Annotated in this window: 23 protein-coding genes; 4 read left to right on the forward strand and 19 right to left on the reverse strand. The window is 36.8% G+C overall.

All coding sequences use genetic code 11. The features are described from left to right. Window positions 1-93 precede the first annotated feature (93 nt). From AC1Q51_RS16420 to AC1Q51_RS16455, 8 genes are all read right to left on the reverse strand, one after another. Entirely contained in the window at window positions 94-525 is a 432-nt protein-coding gene (locus AC1Q51_RS16420; protein WP_000151278.1) for a DUF4362 domain-containing protein, read from the reverse strand. A 45-nt stretch (window positions 526-570) separates the two neighbouring features. Further along, entirely contained in the window at window positions 571-1,191 is a 621-nt protein-coding gene (locus AC1Q51_RS16425; protein ID WP_000025200.1) for a hypothetical protein, read from the reverse strand. Then, window positions 1,188-1,949: a MerR family transcriptional regulator gene (locus AC1Q51_RS16430; protein ID WP_139213317.1), complete on the reverse strand. Its 762-nt coding sequence runs from the start codon at window positions 1,947-1,949 to the stop codon at window positions 1,188-1,190. The genes AC1Q51_RS16425 and AC1Q51_RS16430 overlap by 4 nt, the downstream gene beginning before the upstream one ends. Window positions 1,950-2,049: 100 nt before the next feature. Further along, window positions 2,050-2,277: a hypothetical protein gene (locus AC1Q51_RS16435; RefSeq protein WP_000524131.1), complete on the reverse strand. Its 228-nt coding sequence runs from the start codon at window positions 2,275-2,277 to the stop codon at window positions 2,050-2,052. A gap of 16 nt (window positions 2,278-2,293) precedes the next feature. Then, a complete protein-coding gene (locus AC1Q51_RS16440; RefSeq protein WP_025710206.1) occupies window positions 2,294-2,689 on the reverse strand; it encodes a hypothetical protein in 396 nt (131 codons plus the stop codon). Continuing rightward, on the reverse strand, window positions 2,686-2,907 hold the full coding sequence (locus AC1Q51_RS16445; RefSeq protein ID WP_001150199.1) for a hypothetical protein: 222 nt from the start codon (window positions 2,905-2,907) through the stop codon (window positions 2,686-2,688). Before AC1Q51_RS16445 ends, AC1Q51_RS16440 begins: the two co-directional genes overlap by 4 nt. Before the next feature lie 49 nt (window positions 2,908-2,956). Beyond that, window positions 2,957-3,154: a helix-turn-helix transcriptional regulator gene (locus tag AC1Q51_RS16450; protein ID WP_000538364.1), complete on the reverse strand. Its 198-nt coding sequence runs from the start codon at window positions 3,152-3,154 to the stop codon at window positions 2,957-2,959. 297 nt (window positions 3,155-3,451) lie between these two features. Then, entirely contained in the window at window positions 3,452-4,474 is a 1,023-nt protein-coding gene (locus tag AC1Q51_RS16455) for a YeiH family protein (protein WP_492331602.1), read from the reverse strand. A gap of 150 nt (window positions 4,475-4,624) precedes the next feature. On the opposite strand from AC1Q51_RS16455, the gene AC1Q51_RS16460 reads away from it, so the two are divergent. From AC1Q51_RS16460 to AC1Q51_RS16475, 4 genes are read left to right on the forward strand one after another with little or no spacing between them, the layout of a single operon-like run. Next, entirely contained in the window at window positions 4,625-5,518 is an 894-nt protein-coding gene (locus AC1Q51_RS16460) for a LysR family transcriptional regulator (protein WP_001100006.1), read from the forward strand. A gap of 51 nt (window positions 5,519-5,569) precedes the next feature. After that, window positions 5,570-5,938: a MerR family transcriptional regulator gene (locus AC1Q51_RS16465; protein WP_001219209.1), complete on the forward strand. Its 369-nt coding sequence runs from the start codon at window positions 5,570-5,572 to the stop codon at window positions 5,936-5,938. Between the two features lie 4 nt (window positions 5,939-5,942). Continuing rightward, window positions 5,943-6,488 (forward strand): flavodoxin family protein, encoded by a 546-nt coding sequence (locus AC1Q51_RS16470; RefSeq protein WP_053563368.1) that lies wholly within the window; start codon window positions 5,943-5,945, stop codon window positions 6,486-6,488. A 2-nt stretch (window positions 6,489-6,490) separates the two neighbouring features. Beyond that, the gene (locus tag AC1Q51_RS16475) at window positions 6,491-6,850 is read left to right on the forward strand and encodes a macrolide transporter (RefSeq protein ID WP_090978125.1); all 360 of its coding nucleotides are present in this window, start codon (window positions 6,491-6,493) and stop codon (window positions 6,848-6,850) included. A gap of 249 nt (window positions 6,851-7,099) precedes the next feature. Here AC1Q51_RS16475 and AC1Q51_RS16480 read toward each other — a convergent pair whose 3' ends face one another. The 11 genes from AC1Q51_RS16480 to AC1Q51_RS16530 form a co-directional block, all read right to left on the reverse strand. Beyond that, complete coding sequence (locus AC1Q51_RS16480) at window positions 7,100-7,411, reverse strand: heavy metal-binding domain-containing protein (protein WP_000637523.1); 312 nt, start codon at window positions 7,409-7,411, stop codon at window positions 7,100-7,102. Window positions 7,412-7,476: 65 nt separating this feature from the next. Continuing rightward, complete coding sequence (locus AC1Q51_RS16485; RefSeq protein ID WP_071731497.1) at window positions 7,477-9,192, reverse strand: ABC transporter ATP-binding protein; 1,716 nt, start codon at window positions 9,190-9,192, stop codon at window positions 7,477-7,479. Between the two features lie 69 nt (window positions 9,193-9,261). After that, on the reverse strand, window positions 9,262-9,396 hold the full coding sequence (locus tag AC1Q51_RS16490; RefSeq protein ID WP_492331603.1) for a hypothetical protein: 135 nt from the start codon (window positions 9,394-9,396) through the stop codon (window positions 9,262-9,264). A 66-nt stretch (window positions 9,397-9,462) separates the two neighbouring features. Continuing rightward, complete coding sequence (locus AC1Q51_RS16495; protein WP_098834900.1) at window positions 9,463-10,665, reverse strand: PDZ domain-containing protein; 1,203 nt, start codon at window positions 10,663-10,665, stop codon at window positions 9,463-9,465. A 91-nt stretch (window positions 10,666-10,756) separates the two neighbouring features. Then, window positions 10,757-12,193: a S41 family peptidase gene (locus tag AC1Q51_RS16500; RefSeq protein ID WP_000830318.1), complete on the reverse strand. Its 1,437-nt coding sequence runs from the start codon at window positions 12,191-12,193 to the stop codon at window positions 10,757-10,759. 118 nt (window positions 12,194-12,311) lie between these two features. Next, entirely contained in the window at window positions 12,312-13,205 is an 894-nt protein-coding gene (gene ftsX / locus AC1Q51_RS16505; protein WP_000645028.1) for a permease-like cell division protein FtsX, read from the reverse strand. Further along, window positions 13,195-13,881, reverse strand: a complete 687-nt coding sequence (ftsE, locus tag AC1Q51_RS16510; RefSeq protein WP_000594319.1) for a cell division ATP-binding protein FtsE — start codon at window positions 13,879-13,881, stop codon at window positions 13,195-13,197. The genes ftsX and ftsE overlap by 11 nt, the downstream gene beginning before the upstream one ends. 284 nt (window positions 13,882-14,165) lie before the next feature. Continuing rightward, window positions 14,166-14,489, reverse strand: a complete 324-nt coding sequence (cccB, locus tag AC1Q51_RS16515; RefSeq protein WP_000727975.1) for a cytochrome c551 — start codon at window positions 14,487-14,489, stop codon at window positions 14,166-14,168. A 439-nt stretch (window positions 14,490-14,928) separates the two neighbouring features. Next, a protein-coding gene (gene prfB / locus AC1Q51_RS16520; RefSeq protein WP_096001455.1) for a peptide chain release factor 2 occupies window positions 14,929-16,027 on the reverse strand; the annotation gives its coding sequence in 2 pieces (ribosomal slippage) (window positions 14,929-15,954 and window positions 15,956-16,027; 1,098 coding nt in all). 144 nt (window positions 16,028-16,171) lie between these two features. Further along, window positions 16,172-18,679, reverse strand: coding sequence for a preprotein translocase subunit SecA (secA, locus tag AC1Q51_RS16525; RefSeq protein ID WP_000579372.1), 2,508 nt, complete (start codon window positions 18,677-18,679; stop codon window positions 16,172-16,174). 491 nt (window positions 18,680-19,170) lie between these two features. Beyond that, window positions 19,171-19,698: a hypothetical protein gene (locus AC1Q51_RS16530; RefSeq protein ID WP_029948375.1), complete on the reverse strand. Its 528-nt coding sequence runs from the start codon at window positions 19,696-19,698 to the stop codon at window positions 19,171-19,173. Window positions 19,699-19,726 lie beyond the last annotated feature (28 nt).

Consider the following 19,726-nt stretch of genomic DNA (forward strand, 5'->3'; position numbering starts at 1 on the left):
AAAACCTAAAAAAACGAACAGATATTCGGTAAAGTTTTCGACAATATACACATAGAAAAAGGAAGGAGTAAATACTTCCTTCCTCTACTAATTCTATTTTTTAGGTACATATACTAAGTCATATCCATTGCGCCCAGCTTCATTCGTACAATCTATTAACCGATAAGTACTTTCTGATTCGCGCTGCTCTTTAACAATACTTTTACAACTATCTTTATGTAACCCTTTATCCTTCCCAGCAAATTTGTCTTTTCTATTATCTGAAACATAAAATATATCGTTCCCACTATACTCTAACGTTTGAAAAATCGGGTCCCCTTCAAGGGTATACTGTACAATTCTTATTTTATCAACTTCCCTTTGTTCGACATTCAAAACGAAATTTTCAAATTTATCTAGATTGGAAATCCTGGTTCCCTTTACAATGACATCGTTCTTCTTATCAATTGTAGTGTTAGATGATGAGCATGCTACTAAACTAAAGAGAAATAGACATATAAAGCTGGTTCTTTTTTCTATTGTCATCCTCTCCTATAAAAATTATTTGTATACCAGAAAAGCTACTTTCAACTATGAAAGTAGCTTTTCTTTTCCTTTCTCCTTCTTCGGAAAAACCACATATGAAAATGAAATCGCTGTATCAACTAAAAATATAATTGCCCACACTTGGCTCACGCGACTTGCAGCTTTATTTAAAACGATTCCCGATTCTAACCAATTACCCCATTGTTCAAATGGAATAAATCCATACGCGAAGAAAAAGAATATGTGCACACCAACGAATAAAACAAGATGTAATACCCAATTTTTTATTTCCTGCTTTGCATAGGCCATACCTGTTAATTCTACCTGTTCTTCAATAATAGGCGCCGGTTCATTACGCCATTTCGCAACTAGCTTTTGCGCAAATATATCAAGCTTCTTCAAATCCTTTTTCCCGTAGAAAACCGCATACAGTAAAATAATTACAGTAATGATTTGAAAATTAGAGAACTTTCCTGTTTGATAATAGTCCACTGCCCCTAATGTTAAAATAAACACTTCATTTACGAGGAGTACAATCCCCATAATAAAGCTCGCCTTCTTCAAACGGAATCCGTAACGGAGTAAAAAGAAACCGATAGCCGATAACCAAAATACGATCTCTGCTCCAATTAAAAAATACCAACGATATTCTGCGAGTATGCTCATTTATCCTTCTCCCTTTCATCATAAATACGAAAAGCTTCATCCATATATAATAAAAACTCTTCTTCAATTGGATACATGCTCATTTTCTGTGAATCTTCCTTTGATTTTCTAACTTCCCATAACTTATCTAAAAACGCTTCGTCACCATTAGCCATTTCTAAACACTTCTGCATTAATCTCTTCATTGCCCTTTGTACTTCATCACTAGTGGCTTCTTTACCCTCTTTCATAAAAATACGTAATTGCTTTAATAAATCTACCCATTCTAAAACATTCGGATCTTCCTCACTCATATTCGGCAAATTATGAAGCAACTTTTGTTCTTCCTTTGAAAATACTTCATTTTGAAATATTTCACGTATACGAGGAGACTGTTTTGAAAGCTGAATAAGTTCAAACATAACTTTCCAATCAAGTTCTCCCTCTACATCTACCGAATAAACAACCGCTTGTAAAACACGCTCCATTCGATTGAACTTCTTTTGCTCTTCTTGTACAAATCGAAGTTGGTTTTCAAGTGATTTTTTCAAATCCAGCTCACCTTTTACTAACATATTCGCAACTTCTTTTAATGAAAATCCCATTTCTTTTAAAAATAAAATTTGTTGCAAACGAATAACGTCATTTTCACTATATAACCGATGCCCACCCTCTGTTTTTCCGCTCGGCTTTAATAAATCTATTTGATCATAATAACGTAGTGTACGTACTGTAACCCCTGTTTCTCTCGTCAATTCTTGTATTGAAATCACTACCATCACCTCTTCCCCCTCATTATAGAAGATGACGTTACGTAACTTTCAAGTGTTTTGTAAAAAAAATACAAAAAGCTGTTTATACAAAGTGTATAAACAGCTTTTATGGAAATAACCCCTTTTGTATGGCGCGCCCACAAAATAAAATAAGTGCTCCAACAACAACACTCGTTGCCGTTTTATGATAATGGGCTAATAATAATAAATAATACGATAAACCTACAGTACCAATCATAATACAAATACTCGGCACTGGATTACGAGAAAAATTTTGCATTCCCCAAAGAAGCGCAAATATAGCTGTAGCGACACATAACACCGGTAATCCCATCCCAGTTCCCCTTTTTCTATCTATTATTCTTTGTTGCTAACACGCTCGTTGATGCGATACTTATTAATACACCAAAAATAGCAATATATAATAGCTCAGTTACATGTACTGCTTGCCTATCTAAATACTTATTTACACAAAGATACATAATGAACAAGAAAACGAAGCTTGTAATACAAATCATAAAATATGACTTCATCTTGTTCACAACTCGCTCATCAATCGATGGTACTCCCTCTTCTTTCAAACGCTTCTGCTCTTTATATTCCGAAATTCCATATAAAATGACTAGCGCTACATTCGATATAAAAATAGTTCCCCACGAAATACTTAAAATCATTAAACTCGTATTTAAAAGAATTCCTGCTACAAGCAAACTCCCTACGAATCTCATGACCTCTCTCTTACTCATACATGATCAGCCTCTTTTCGATTTCTATATTTCCACTTCGGCCAATAGTTCACAAGAAAATACACCCACTGCCCTAGTACAAATAAAACAAACGGCATACCAGCATTTCCATCAACAATTAAATTATATAAACTCCATATCGCTAAACTAATCGTAAAAAATAACCCTACATATTTAAACGCTTTATCTGACTGAAATCTCTCAAACTCATCCTGCATTTTTTATTCCCCCTATCGCTATGCTCGTTTTCCTACCATTTCTCTCCCCTTACTCCAGCGTAAAGATTTCCTCCACCTTCACTCCAAAATACTTGGCGATTTTTAAGGATAACTCTAGACTCGGATTGTAATGATGATTTTCAATCGCCACTATCGTCTGCCGCGTCACCTGCATCGCCTTTGCCATTTCAACTTGTGTTATATGATTTTGCTTTCTTAACTCTTTTATTTTATTTTTCACACCCATAGGATCCACCTTCAAAAGTAAAGATATCTTTACTTAAATTATAAATATTTTCCAGTTACAAGTAAAGATATCTTTACAAATTTTAGAAAAACATTTCACTGCATATCTTCTCTAACAAAGTACAAGAGTAATTCAATTTATATCAGCGCAACTTAAAATATATCGGCGATTTTGCAAATATATCAGCGCAACTCCATTTATATCGGCGATTTCCCAAATATATCGACATCAGTAACACCATAAGCATAAGAAAGAAGCTGCCCCAAAATATCTTTTGGAACAGCTTCTTTCTTATGCTTATATAAATCCTAATCCCCATACAAGAACGTATCCAAGAACCGATAAGCAAACCGAGCCAATCAGCCCTGCCACGAATGCTTTACTTCCTAATTTACGAAAAGTTTTAAACTCTACATTTAAACCGAGCCCTGCCATCGCCATTGCGATTAGCATATAAGCAACGACAACAATGTATCCCGCAACAACTTCTGGAATAATCCCAAGCGAATGCACTGCACTCATTGCTAAAAACCCGAAGATGAACCACGGAATTGGAAGGTCGCGCCATGATCTTTTTTCCTCGCTACCTTCACTCTTACCAAACCATAATCCGATTAAAATCGCTACTGGTACAAGCATTGCAACGCGCGTTAGTTTCACGATAACTGCGATATCTACAGCCGTGCTTCCTCCTGGCGCCGCAGCCGCAATTACGTGAGCAATTTCATGCAGTGTCGCCCCTGAGAACACTCCATATCCGTATGGAGATAGGCCAAGCACTGGATATAATAACGTATAAATAAGCGTAAATATTGTACCTAAAATTGCAATGATCGCCGCTCCAACTGCTGTTTCGTCATCTTTTGCTTTCACTTGCGGTGCAATTGCCACGACCGCGGCCGCGCCGCAAATTGCCGTACCGCATGCTGTTAAAATCCCAAGTTTCTTTTCTACTTTAAATACTTTCGTTAGTCCGTATACAACAAAAATAGTAAATGTAATAACAACCGCCGCGATGACCAATACTTTCGGCCCCGCCTTCGCAATATCAACAAGATTTAATCGCATTCCAAGTAAGATGATCCCAAAGCGCAGTAACTTCTTACTCGCAAAGTTCGTTCCTGCAATCGCATCATGAGGAACTCCAATTGCAGCGCGCCAAACCATCCCAATTAGAATAGCAATTACTAATTGTCCCATAATATTTAAAAATGGAAGCTCTGCTAAATATTTCGCGGCAATTGCGATTAATAATGTAATCCCAATTCCTTGCGAAAATCCAAAGCCCTTCTTCTTTTGTATAACAAGTGTTTGTTCCACCTTGTACCACCCCAACAATCGTATTGGAACATGCATGTTCTTTCTACTTACATTATAAGAGAGTTTCTATAATAAGTTTAATACCAATACCAAATCTCTATCATCAGAAATACTTATGATAAGATGATAGAAAAGAAAGGAGCCCATTATATGAACGTAGACATTTTAAAAATTTTTGTTACTGTCGTTGAACAGAAACACTTCTCCCGTGCAGCAGAATTATTAAACCTTTCACAGCCCGGAGTAAGTATGCATATACGCAACTTAGAAAACGAATTTGGCACTACACTTATTCAACGCTCCCCGAAGCATGTCCAAGTTACGGAAGCTGGAAACATATTATATATACATGCAAAGCAAATGCTCTCTCTTTACGAAGATGCTAAGCAAGAAATTAATGAACTACATAACGTTGTAACAGGAACACTTCGCATCGGTGCTAGTTTTACAATTGGCGAATACTTACTTCCAAAAATACTCGCTAACTATGCGAATGAAAATCCACGCGTCGAAGTGCATACCTTTATCTCAAATACAGAAGAAGTTTTGCAAAGTCTTCGCTCTAATCAAATTGATATCGGCTTAGTGGAAGGGCAAGTCGTATACGCTGATGTTAACGTTGAAACATTTATGCAAGATGAAATGAAGCTCGTCGTTCCGCCAAATCATCCATTGCTCCGCACAAAGGAAATAAATGAAAGCACACTCCAAGACCAAGTATGGGTATTAAGAGAAAGTGGTTCTGGTACACGTGCTTATAGCGATCGATTTATTCATCAACACCATTTAAAAATGAAGCGATTCTTTACATTTAGCAGTATTCAAAGTGTGAAGGAAGCCGTCGCCGCCGGTCTTGGCATCGCTATACTTTCTGATTGGACTGTACGGAAAGAGCTACTAGCAAAAGAACTATTCCACATCGAGGTTCCAAATGAACAACTAATCCGTCCGTTCTCCATCGTGCGCGGCAAATATTTCATTCCCTCTAAAGCCATTCAAGTGTTCTTAAATCATGTAAATTCTTTTGCGAAAAAACAGCATTGACCTTCACATTAGTGTGAAGGTTTACAATACATGTAAAAGGAGTGAAACACATTGCGAATTGGAGAATTATCAAAAGAAACTGGCGTTAGTGAAAGATCACTAAGACATTACGAAGAAAAGGGATTACTCCCTTCTAAGCGCCTCGCAAATGGCTACCGTGATTTTGATGAAAGTGCCATCGGAAAAGTGGAGCTTATTCAAATGTACTTACAAATTGGCTTAAATTTAGAAGAGACGGCAAGGATGCTGCGCTGCCTTGAAATTGAACCGCACCTGTACGACAATCCGTGCAGCAGTATCCTTACGCTTTACGAAGATAAACTCAATGAAGTAACAAAGCAAATCACATTACTTTCCAACATCCAAACGAATTTGCAAAAACACGTTTCACTCCTAAAACAAGCAAAAGAAAAGGGATGATTACATGTTTGTTATACATGGCAGTTCAAGACAAAACGGAAATACGGAAGCTTTAACACATATGATGATTGATGGAATTGAAACAGAACAAATTTATTTACGTGATCACACAGTCTATCCTATTACAGATAAGCGTCATGATGCAGAAGGATTCCAACCTGTAAATGATGACTACGAGCAGTTAACGAAACGCATGTTAGAGCACGACACAATTATCTTTGCTACACCATTATATTGGTACGGAATGAGTGGACATATGAAAAACTTTGTTGATCGCTGGTCACAAAGCTTGCGCGATACATCTCTTCATTTCAAAGAGAAAATGAAAGATAAAAAGATGTATGTTGTCATCGTTGGCGGGGATAATCCAAAGCTAAAAGCATTACCGCTTATTGCTCAATTCCAATATATCTTTGATTTTGTTGGTTCTTCATTTGAAGGTTATGTTATTGGAGATGCGAATGGGTTAGATGAAATTCAAAATGATGCTGAGGCGATAGCTAAGGCACAAGTTTATAATAACGAATTCAAAAATCACAAGCTGAAATAAGTTTGACAAACTATTTAGACTTAGCGACGCAAGAAGAATTAGAAATCATGTTACAAGAATACCCTGGTACAATACTTTTCATTAGCCATGATCGTGCCTTTATTCGCTCTGTTGCAGACCATATTCTACAAGTAGACGAGAGTGAACCAAGGGTATTCCACGGTAATTACGAACAATACACAAAAAGAACAACGGGGGATTCTGTAAACGTTACTGAACAAGAACTATTACGATTACAAACAAAACTAACAGAAATCATTGGCCGAGTTTCCATACAAAATCATCACGATGACATCACATCTCTCAACCAAGAATACGAAACATTATTAGTTCAAATACGGAAATGTAAAGAAGCGCTCTAATGTCTTCCCTATATATCGACGGGACCTTCCGCATTTCCCAAGAAATATTGAAACTTCGACATATAAAGTAAAAAGCCATGCATCAGCACGGCTTTTTACTTTATCCCGCATTAACGGGCAGTAAGACTCCCACCTCAAAATTCGGTTAAGGCAAAGAAGGTAGATGGGAGACCAACTGCCCGTAAATGCCCGATTGGTTCAACTAATAATCAGTGGGGAACAAACACCCCCACTGATTAAAGTTTCACTTTATATACGAACAGCAGTCCCGCTCACAGCAACCATTAGCATCCCTTCGCGAACTACCTCGTAATCCACGTCGATACCAACAATTGCATTTGCATTTTTTTGTCTTGCGAAAGTTTTCATCTCTTCCATTGCGATGTCACGTGCTTCTTTTAATTTACTTTCATAAGCACCCGCACGACCGCCGACAACGTCACGGACAGAAGCGAAGAGGTCACGAACGATATTCGCGCCCATAATCGCTTCTCCATTGACGATATCGATATACTCAATAATTTCTTTTCCTTGAATTGTAGACGTTGTTGTTACAATCATACTCTATAGCCTCCCATATGAGATTTTTACCTACTTATGGTGCACTAATTCAGTACAAATTATATTTACGAACTAAACTGAGCTTCGTATAACCTACTGTATCCTCCGCCTTGCTCAATTAATTCATCATGTGAACCTTGTTCTGCAATACCGTCTTTATTTACAACGACAATTCGATCTGCATTTTTAATCGTTGCAAGTCTGTGAGCGATAACTAACGTTGTACGGCCAGCTGCTAATTCAGCAAGTGATTTTTGAATTGCAAGTTCCGTCTCAGTATCTAGTGCGGAAGTAGCTTCATCTAGTATTAAAATTGGCGGGTTTTTCAAGAACATACGAGCAATTGCTAGACGCTGCTTCTGTCCACCAGAAAGTTTTACACCACGCTCACCGATAACAGTATCTAAACCGTCTGGTTGTGAGTAAATTAAGTCTTCTAACTGCGCACGTTTTACTGCCTGCCAAATTTCAGCTTCTGACGCCTTTAAGTTCCCGTAAGCAATATTTTCACGAATTGTTCCTGAGAATAAGAACACATCTTGCTGCACAATTCCAATTTGCTTACGAAGTGAAGATAATGTCATATCTTTCGTATCAATACCATCAATTTGAATTGATCCAGATGATTGCTCATAAAAACGTGGTAACAGGCTACATAACGTCGTTTTCCCTGCTCCTGATGGTCCAACGAACGCAACCGTTTCACCTGCATGTATGTTCAAACTAATATCATTTAAAATCGGTTCTTTATTTTCATATCCGAACGTAATGTTGTTATATTGAATATCACCATGTACCTGTTTAACTTCCATTGCATCTTTAGAGTCTACAATGTCAGGCTCTGTTTCAAGAAGCTCTACATACCTTTTAAAACCAGCGATTCCTTTCGGATAGCTTTCGATTACCGCGTTAATTTTTTCAATTGGACGGAAGAAAATATTCGTTAATAGAACGAATCCGATAAATCCACCGTATGTTAATTCTCCTTGCAGAACAAACCATGTACCGCATATTAATACGAAGAGCGTTACGAGACGCATGAGCATATAACTAATCGATGAATTTAAAGCCATAATTTTATACGCCATTAATTTCGTTGTACGGAAACGAGCGTTGTTCACAGCGAATTGCTCTTTCTCAAACTTTTCATTTCCGAATGCTTGTACAACGCGAATACCACCAACGTTGTTCTCAATACATGCATTGAAATCAGCAACGTCTGAGAATAAACGTCTAAATGTACCTGTCATTTTTTTATTGAAGTAAAGTGCTAACCATAATAGGAATGGAATGACGAAGAACGTTAATAACGCTAACTTCCAGTTGATCATCATCATAAATGAGAATGCCCCAACTAAAGTCATTACGGCGATAAATAAATCTTCTGGTCCATGGTGAGCAATTTCCCCAATTTCCATTAAATCGTTTGTAAGGCGCGAAATTAAATGACCTGTTTTATTATTATCAAAAAATCTGAATGATAGCTTTTGAATATGATCAAATAATTTCTGCCTCATATCTGTTTCAATGTTAACACCAAGCATATGTCCCCAATATGTAACGACATATTGTAAGCCTGCATTTAACATATAAACTGCGAGTAAACCGAAACAAGCCCATAAAATAAGCGTCCAGTTTTGCCCTGGCAATAACTTATCAATAAATTGATTTACGATAAGCGGGAAGCCGAGTTCTAATAATCCTGCGACAACCGCACAAGAAAAGTCGAGTATAAATAAACCTTTATACGGTTTATAGTACGAGAAAAATTTACGCAGCATATCTTACCTCCATTTTCCAAAATTAAAAAGACTCCCTAAATGATAACCATTATCAAATAATTATTCAAGTTATCCGTCTATGAAACTGAAAATAAGCTTTGCGATAGCTGTCGTTTTTGGCCGGAAAGTCGATATATTCGAATAATCGCCGATATATTTCGATTTACGCTGATATATTTGCAAAATCGCCGATATAAATTTCATTTACTAACTACCCTCCCCCAAAAAAAACAAAAAAGGTACCACCACAAGGTGATACCATTCCTTCTATTACATCGCTTCTGAATCCCACTCATGCTCCTGTTCAACGAATACAATACCTAATTCGTGATGTCCACCAGCATATAATGCAGTTTGTGCAAGACGAAGCTCACCATTTGTATCTAATACTTCTAATTTACAAAATGCTCCTGTCGTCTTCGTTTGAAGCGCATCATAAAATTCCTCGGCGCTTTTTGGAATGACTCCATTTACTTTCGTAATAATTTCTCCAGGCAGTAATTTCAGCTCTGCTCCAATTGTATTTGGAATTGTATCTAGTACAACGAGCCCATCATTGCGTGCAGCAAAATACGCTGGTCTTGTTTCATCGGCAATTTTCTCTTGCATCGAAATTGTGAAACGCCCAAGCATCGCGACTCCCATCGCGATAATTGCAAGTACGTGCCACCAGTAACTTGCGATTCCTAAAACGAGCACAAGTCCTGCTAATCCATAAACACGTCTTCCTGTAAATAATAAAGCTTCCGTCGGCTCATAACTTTTAATCTTTCTCATAAATCCAATTAAAAATGGAACGAGGAATAGAGAATATGTATTTGAACCTATTGAAACGACAGGCCACCATGAAATAAACTGCGTTACCGCATCACCCGGTACAAGAATAAAAATAGGAACGATCCATAAACGCTTTGATTCGTGTAAACCAATCTTTAATCCACGCTTCCCCTTCCTAATCTTCGGTGTAGAGTATCCTACCGCGTTTTTAGAAATCAATAAACCTTCTACAATAAGCATAACGCCTAGTAAAATAGCAAGGGATACGATGGTATTCTCTTCACCTTCTCGAAGCTGTAAGAAGGAAACTGGTAGCTTAGAAGGTAATAGAACACATACAATCGCAATGCTAAATGTATAAGCTGCCGATAAATATCGATACATAGCCGTTAATCCAAATAGTAATGTCCAAATTAAAATAGCCCATAAGCTTGCTTTAGAAACAACAAGTCCAAGCCCAATCGTAATAATAGATACTACTAATCCGTATCCAATCCCTGCAAATAGAGAGGTTCGCAGTTCAAACCAAATATCATAAACTTTAAAAGAAAAATCCTTTCGTTCTCTTAACATACGTAAGTATCCAACGAAGATACTACTTATTACAAATATATAGACAGCAGGGTGTAAGAAAAAACGTCCAACTGCCCGCATTATTTCAAAAATCCACGCCTCCACGAACTCATTCACCACCATTTATATCATTCTTTCTTTTTATATTATCACAACTAAACAAACGTTTGTTTAACACAAAAAAATACAGGCAGCAAACTGCCTGTATTTCTTCTTATTTTGCCATTAACTTTAATGCTGACTGTAATTGTAAATCATTTTCTCCAGAACGGATTTTTTCGATAATTTTAGTTTGAATCGCTTCAGCTGTCTTTTTATCAAGCTGTCCTGTCGCTTCCATCTCATTCGCATTTTGGAATGCTTTCAGCGCCGATTCTGTCTCTTTACTAAAGTATCCATCTTCACGACCTGGTACATACCCTAAGCTCTTAAGCATTTCTTGAGCATGTTTTACTTGTACATCATTTGAATTGTATGAAAGTGTTTTTTCAATTTGAATTGGTGTCGCATGATAATAATTTGGTTGCTTCACTTCTACTGTTGGTGCGATTCCTTTTTTATGAATCCAGTTCCCATCCGGTGTTAACCATTTAAACATTGTTAATTTAATGTTGCTGCCGTCTTTAAATGGAACAGCTTGCTGGACAGTACCTTTACCAAATGTTTTTTCACCAATTAAATCGTATCCTTCTCCTTCTTTCAGCGCACCCGCTAAAATCTCTGAAGCAGAAGCACTTCCATTATCAATTAATACTGAAATTGGATATGGTTTTCTCTCTTTCAGTTCCGTAGAGAATTTCTTCTTCTCACCATTTCGTTGCTCTACTTGTAGCATTGGCTTTTTATTCGTCATAATTTCCCCTAGTATATCTTCTACACTATTTAAATAGCCACCAGGATTACCACGCACGTCAATAACTAAGCCTTTTATATTTTTCTTCTCTAACTCTTTTAACTGATCCTTAAATTCCTTCGCTGTATTCTCAGCAAAAGAAGTGATTTGCATATAACCGATATCTTTTCCACTCTCTTGCTTCACAGAACTAAACACTGTAAAGATTGGAATCTTTTCACGCTTAATTTTAAATACAATCGGATCAGTTACTCCCGCACGTTTAATTTCAATTGCGACAGTCGTTCCCTTTTTACCACGAATTTTTAATACCGCTTCTTCACGTGATAAGTCTTTCACACTGTTTCCATCTACAGATAAAATTTGGTCATTCGGTTTAATTCCTATCTTTTCTGCTGGTGAACCTTTAATTGGCGATACGATAATAAGCTTATCGTCCGTCTTGTTCACCTCAGCCCCAATCCCCTCTAATTCAGGATCAAGCGATTCACTAAACTGTTTGGCTGTTTCTTTATCCATATACGTGGAATAAGGGTCCTTCAGCGTAGACAACATACCTTGTATTGCACCTTCAACTAACTTTTCATCTTTCACGTCTTCCACATAACGTGAATCAATTAGTGCATACGCCTCATTAATTTTTGCCAAATTCCCTTGCGCAGTGCTAGCATTCCCACTCGAAATTGTTTGCGTTACTTCTGCTGGGGTAACCCCAAATACAGACATGCCTGCAAACATTCCGCCAGCACCAATTAAAAATGCAACAACCATTCCAATAATTGCAACTCTACGTTTCAATGCGGAATTCCCCTTTCCAAAACACACAGGTGGTGTAGCAAAAGGCATCACACAGTGTGTGATGCCTTTACCTATTTCTACTATATGATAAGCTTGTACGAATTATGTTTGCAACTTTTTATACTTTTAAGAAGCGACGAATTGACATTACACTTCCCCACATACCGATTAAAGCACCGATTAACACTAGTAAACCAGCTAATTGGAATACGAAAGGACTGTATGGTAGAAGCTCGAAAATTGTTCCGCCAAGTTTTTCGTTAAACACACCTTGCAACGAATTATACGTAACTAGAATTAGGCCAATTGGAATAATTGATCCTAATACTCCTAAGAATAATCCCTCTAGCAAGAATGGCCAACGAATAAACCAGTTTGTTGCACCAACAAGTTTCATAATTTCAATTTCTGTACTACGAGCATAAATTGTAATTTTAATTGTATTAGAGATTAAGAACATCGCTGTGAATAAAAGACCAGCAATTAACGCAATCCCAATGTTACGACCAGTTTTTACAGTATCAAATAATCGTTCAACTTGCCCTTTTCCGTACTGAACATTACTGACAAACTGCATTTTTTCAACTTTCTTCGCGATTGTCGCTGTATCTGTTGGTTCTTTTGCTTTTACAACGAATACGTTTTTAAGTGGGTTATCTTGTTCAAATAACTCAAACGTTTTTCCACTATCACCTAAGCTTTTAATTAAACGTTTTAACTCTTCTTCTTTAGAAGAATATTTAATAGAATCTACTTTTGCAATCTTACTCATATCTTCTTCTAATTTCTTTTGATCCGCTTCTTTTGCAGCTGGATCAATGTGTACACGAATCTCTACATCTTGCTCTACTTTCGTCGCAAAATGGTTCATATTCATAATCGCTGTTAAAAAGACACCTACAAGTAATAATGTAACTGTTACTGCACTAACAGAAGCAAATGTCATCCATCCGTTACGTGATAGATTCTTTACACCTTCTCGCAAATGTCGACTAAGGGTCTTAGCCTTCATATCCGTATCCTCCCTCAATCTCATCTCGAACAATTTTTCCGCCTTCAATCGCGATTACACGATGACGGATTGTATTTACGATATCTGCATTATGCGTCGCCATAACGATCGTTGTGCCGCGCTCATTAATGCGAGTAAAAATATTCATAATATCAAGAGCTGTTTCAATATCTAAGTTACCTGTTGGCTCATCGGCAATTACAACCTTTGGTCTATTTACAATTGCTCTTGCAATAGCCACACGTTGTTGCTCCCCGCCCGAAAGCTCACTTGGAAGTGCGTCTGCACGATCTTCAAGGCCTACAAGACCTAGAACTTCTGTTACACGCTCACGAATTGCATCCGGTTCTTCTTCAATTACTTCTAAAGCAAACGCAACATTCTCATATACCGTTAATTTAGGTAGCAATTTAAAATCTTGGAAAATTACGCCTAATTGACGACGAAAATACGGAACGTCTCTTTCTGCCAATGTTTCGATAGTAAGTCCATTTACATTAATAGATCCTGTAGATGGTTTCTCTTCACGATACATCATTTTAATAAATGTAGATTTTCCGGCTCCACTCGGTCCAACTACGTATACGAATTCACCTTGTTTAATGTTAACTGTAAGACCAGCAATGGCTTTCATACCATTCGGGTACTCCTTATAAACATTCGTCATTTTTATCATTATTTATCACCCAATACTTAATGATTTTTTTCGAAATACTTTTCTGTACATCTGAAAATAAAAGACATCCTTCATTTTCACTTATTCATCCTTGTTGAAGGTAGTTTACTTATGCTTTCTCATAAGCAATACCACTCTATGTAATATATTTCAGCAAAATTCTACAAACCCCATTGTAACATCAAACGGTTTCCAATTTGGATACATTTTTGTTACAGTTATGTTACATTCCAGAAAAAGGAAAACGAGTTGAATATATTATCAACTCGTCCATTTCACCTTTTTTATTTATGTTCTGCTAACCATTCAGATACTTTTTTCGCATCTTCACCTTGAATAAGTCCTGGTGACATTGAACCGCGGCCTTTTTTAATAATCTCTTCGATATCTGCGGCGTCGTACTTACCGCCCACTTTTCTTAAATCAGGTCCAGTTGCCCCTGATAAATCTGTTGCGTGACATCCAGCACAACTTCTTTGGAAAATTTGTTCTGCGCTGTCTGTGCTTGCAGACTGTTTCGAAGACTTACTCTCTTCTTTATTTCCGCATGCTCCTAAAGTAAAAACAACCGATGTCCCTAGCGCAATAGCCAACAATTTCTTTTTCACTTCTATCGCTCCCCATTGTTGATATTCTTTTTATTCCTAACACACTCATTTTCATTATAAGCATTATCTTTATATAGAAAAACTAAGGTGTATTTCATATTCCTCAAAAATACAGTGAGAACCTTGATAAAATAAAGCTTTCATAAGTTGTTTCAATTCTGTGAACAACTTAAAAAACTTCTATAAAGAATCCTTTTTAAAAGGAAAATTAGAAAAGTTCTATATAAATCTTCACCCTATTACCGCTCTATTTTACTATTCTCTACTTTTTACAAAACAATATACAGCATTGTAATCTACATATAATCCCATCAAAAAGAGAAGTTGTCGTTTCCAACTTCTCTTCCTCTTTACTTCATCTATAAAAATAAAATCAAATGCCTTATATCCTCTATATCCTCAGCATGCGCCAACAATTTTGTTGGCTTTTTTTCGCTTATTAGATGCGAGAACGTAAGTAAGCATCAATAAATGGATCAATCTCTCCATCCATAACTGCTTGTACGTTACCAACCTCCGTATTTGTACGGTGGTCTTTTACAAGAGAATACGGGTGGAATACGTAAGAACGGATTTGGCTACCCCATCCGATTTCTTTTTGTTCCCCACGGATTTCATCTAATTGTGCCTGTTGCTCTTCTAGTTTCTTTTGATATAATTTCGCTTTTAACATCTTCATCGCATGCTCACGGTTTTTAATTTGTGAACGCTCTGACTGACACGTTACAACTGTATTTGTCGGTGTATGTGTAATACGAACTGCTGAATCTGTCGTATTTACGTGCTGCCCACCCGCTCCACTTGCACGGTACGTATCAATTTTTAAATCTTCTGTACGTACTTCGATTTCAACTTCATCATTGAACTCTGGTACAACTTCACAAGATACAAATGATGTATGACGACGACCTGAAGAATCGAATGGTGAAATACGTACAAGACGATGTACACCTTTCTCTGCTTTTAAGTAACCGTAAGCGTTATGACCTTTAATTAATAAAGTTACACTCTTAATACCAGCTTCATCACCTGGTAAATAGTCAACCGTTTCTACTTTAAATCCACGTTTTTCAGCCCAACGTGTATACATACGTAATAACATAGAACCCCAGTCTTGTGACTCAGTTCCACCTGCACCTGGATGTAATTCTAAAATCGCATTATTTTTATCATAAGGATCACTTAATAGTAACTGAAGCTCATACTCATTCATTTCTTGAATTAAGCCTTTTACTTCTGATTCTAATTCCTCATGTAAATCTTCATCATATTCTTCTTTTAAAAGCTCATGCGTTACTTCTAAATTTTCGAACGTCTCATCTAACTGACGGAAACTTCCAACCATATCTTTTAACGCATTCGCTTCATTAATTACAACTTGTGCGCCTTGTTGGTCATCCCAAAATCCTGCGCCCATCATTTTTTCTTCTAATTCTGCAATTTGGTTCTCCTTAGTAGGGAGGTCAAAGAGACCCCCTAAAAGCCGCTAATCGCTTAGCCATTTTCTCTAATTCCTGTCTAATTTCTACTAATTCCATTTCCTTCACCTCTATGTAATTGCTGTTACTTTCGTATGAAAACAAGGGAAACTCTCTCCACTTATTACGGAGAGAGTTTAATTCTTCTTAATTATACATTTTTGATATAAAAGTTTGCAAAGCAGCCAAAGCTACCGCCCTATATTACTGAACAATACCACAGCAGTTTTTATATTTTTTACCGCTACCACATTTACATAAATCGTTGCGGCCCACTTGGTCACCTTTTACAACTGGCTTTTTCTTCGCTTCTTCGCCATCGCTAGATGGATGAACAGCTTCACCTTGAACAACTTCTTGACGTTCTAAGTTTTGTTCAATTTCAGCTTTCATAATGTAACGAGAAATTTCCTCTTCAATAGAAGCAACCATTGACTCGAACATCGCGAATCCTTCCATTTGGTACTCACGAAGTGGATCAATTTGACCGTAAGCACGTAAATGAATACCTTCACGAAGGTGATCCATCGCATCAATATGCTCTGTCCATTTCGTATCTACAACGCGGAATACAACAACCTTCTCAAACTCACGCATTTGCTCTTCTGGCATAAGCTTTTCCTTGTCATTATAACGCTCTATTAATTTCGCGATAATCGGTTCGCTCATTTCCTCAGGAGCAAGGCGACGTAATTCTTCTTCTTTTATGTCTCCTTCTTGAAGAAGGTTTGTATTTAAGTAGTCAACAAGACCTTTAATGTTCCAATCCTCTTCAATTTCCTCTTGTGTATGAAGCGCAACAGCACGTTCTACTGTAGATTTCATCATACCTTCAATAATGCCACGTAAGTTTTCCGATTCCATTACTTCTTGACGTTGCTTATAAATAACTTCACGTTGCTGACGAAGTACATCATCGTATTGTAATAACTGCTTACGTGCATCATAGTTATTTCCTTCAACACGTTTTTGTGCAGACTCTACCGCACGAGAAACCATTTTACTTTCAATTGGCTGAGAATCATCCATACCAAGACGATCCATCATTGCTTTCATATTATCTGAACCAAATCGGCGCATTAATTCATCTTCCATTGATAAGTAGAACTGCGTCACACCAGGGTCCCCTTGACGACCAGCACGACCACGTAACTGATTATCAATACGACGGCTTTCATGACGTTCTGTACCGATAACTGCTAGACCGAAGATTTTCACATCGTCTCCAAGCTTGATATCTGTACCACGACCAGCCATATTCGTTGCGATCGTTACAGCACCTTTCATACCAGCTTCTGCAATGATATCTGCTTCACGCGCATGGTTTTTCGCATTTAAAATGTTATGACGTACACCTTTACGCGTTAACATTTTTGAAATAAGCTCTGAAGTTTCAATTGCAACTGTACCTACAAGAATAGGTTGCCCTTGTTTATGACGATTCACAATATCCTCAACAACTGCATTGAACTTACCTTCCATTGATTTAAAGATTAAATCGGCACGATCATCACGAATAATCGGTTTGTTTGTTGGAATTACGATAACATTCATATTGTAAATACTACGGAATTCTTCTTCTTCCGTTTTCGCTGTACCAGTCATACCAGATAATTTTTCATACATACGGAAGTAGTTCTGGAATGTAATTGTCGCAAGCGTCATACTCTCATTTTGAATTTCTACACCTTCTTTTGCTTCAATCGCTTGGTGCAAACCTTCGCTATAGCGACGACCTTTCATAAGACGACCAGTGAATTGGTCTACAATTACGATTTCGCCCTCTTGTACAACATAATCTGTATCACGATGCATAACAACGTGTGCACGAAGCGCCTGATTAATATGGTGAAGAAGTGCTACATGTTTTAAATCGAATAAGTTTTCAATATGGAAAGCTTTCTCTGCTTTCGTAATACCATCTTCTGTTAACATTACATTTTTCGTTTTCACATCAAATGAATACTCTTTTTCATTTTCTAACGTACGAACGAATGCATTTGCAAACATGTATAGCTCTGTTGATTTTTGAGCTTGTCCCGAAATAATAAGCGGCGTACGCGCTTCATCGACTAAAATAGAATCGACTTCATCGATAATAGCAAAGTGAAGTGGACGTTGAACGCACTGCTCTTTATATAAAACCATGTTGTCACGTAAGTAATCGAATCCAAGCTCATTATTTGTGCTATACGTAATATCAGCAGCATAAGCCTCTTGTTTCTCTTCGCGTGACATACTATTTAAGTTAATTCCTACCGTTAAGCCAAGGAACTCATGAAGTTGTCCCATTTCGTTCGCATCACGTTGTGCTAAGTATTCATTGACTGTAACAACGTGAACACCTTTTCCTGTTAAAGCATTTAAATATACAGGTAATGTAGATGTTAACGTTTTACCTTCACCCGTTTTCATCTCAGAAATATTCCCTTCATGTAAGGCAATACCACCCATTAACTGTACGCCATATGGACGCATTCCAAGAACACGAGTTGCCGCTTCGCGAACAACTGCAAAAGCTTCAGGTAGTAGATCATCTACTGTTTCACCTTTTGTTAGACGTTCTTTAAATTCAAGCGTCTTTCCTTTTAATTGTTCATCAGTTAGTGGCTTAATAGATGACTCTAATGCATCAATTTGCTCAACTGTCTTTTGCATACGTTTAATTTGGCGTTGGTTTACATCAAACACCTTTTTTAAAATACCGATCATAGGAAATACGCTCCTCTTTTATTAAAATAAAACTTCCGATTGTTTTTCTTTTTCTCTATTACAATCAGTCGTTGTAAAAATCAAATGTATGTTATGCCAATTTTTCTCCTAATTAAAAAAACTAAAATGTATATACCTAATGATAATTGTAACACTTGTCTTATAACTATGACAACAATCGGCCGAATGTCAGGCCTTATATTCAAAAAAGTTTTCATTTCATTTGTTCCAACAAACTAATATGTCTTTTCTCTATCCCTCTATTGCAAATTCCGTATTAAATATCCCACTTTAAAAGAGGATAATCGAAGGAAATCTATTAGTTTTAAATGAACAATTACAAAAAGCCGGAAATTCCGCAGGTGCAGCATCCATAGATACTTACACCTGCGAAACAACTCCGACTTTAAACGATACTGTTATGTTGCAAGATCTACTCAACCACAGCAAAAAACACCCTTAAAATATATCTGGATCAATCACGAATTTTATTAATTTATTGGTATTTCTAATTCATGATATTTCCCTTTCTTATCCTTCATAAAAGAAATAAATTTCACCTTAGTTGATTCATTTGAAAAGTTTTTATAATTTTTATAAGGGTCATCTCCTATAAAATAATTTGTCCCTATATATCCTCGTACTGTTTTACCAGCAGGTATTACAGGATCAAACTGATATTGTTTAGGTAACTCCATTGCATACGGAATTACATTATAAAACTCGCCTATTTTAGAATAAAACAATGTATCGGAAATAGACTCATTACTAAGCAAGTTAATATCCCGATTTGTTGTATTTGTAATATTTAAAGGTAAAACATACGTCACTACTTCACGGTCTTCATAAGGATCATAAACTTTTGTAGGATCAAGAGGATCAAGAGCATGAAACGTAACTCCTTGTCCATCTTCAAAAGTTCTATTAGATAAAAATTCATCTTTTACCACTTTATAAGATTCATTATTTAGATTTAATGTTTTAAATCTAAATAAACTAGCAAATATACATAGCAACAGACACAATCCAATGATTATTAAGACATGA

Source organism: Bacillus sp. MT94 (assembly GCF_058792475.1).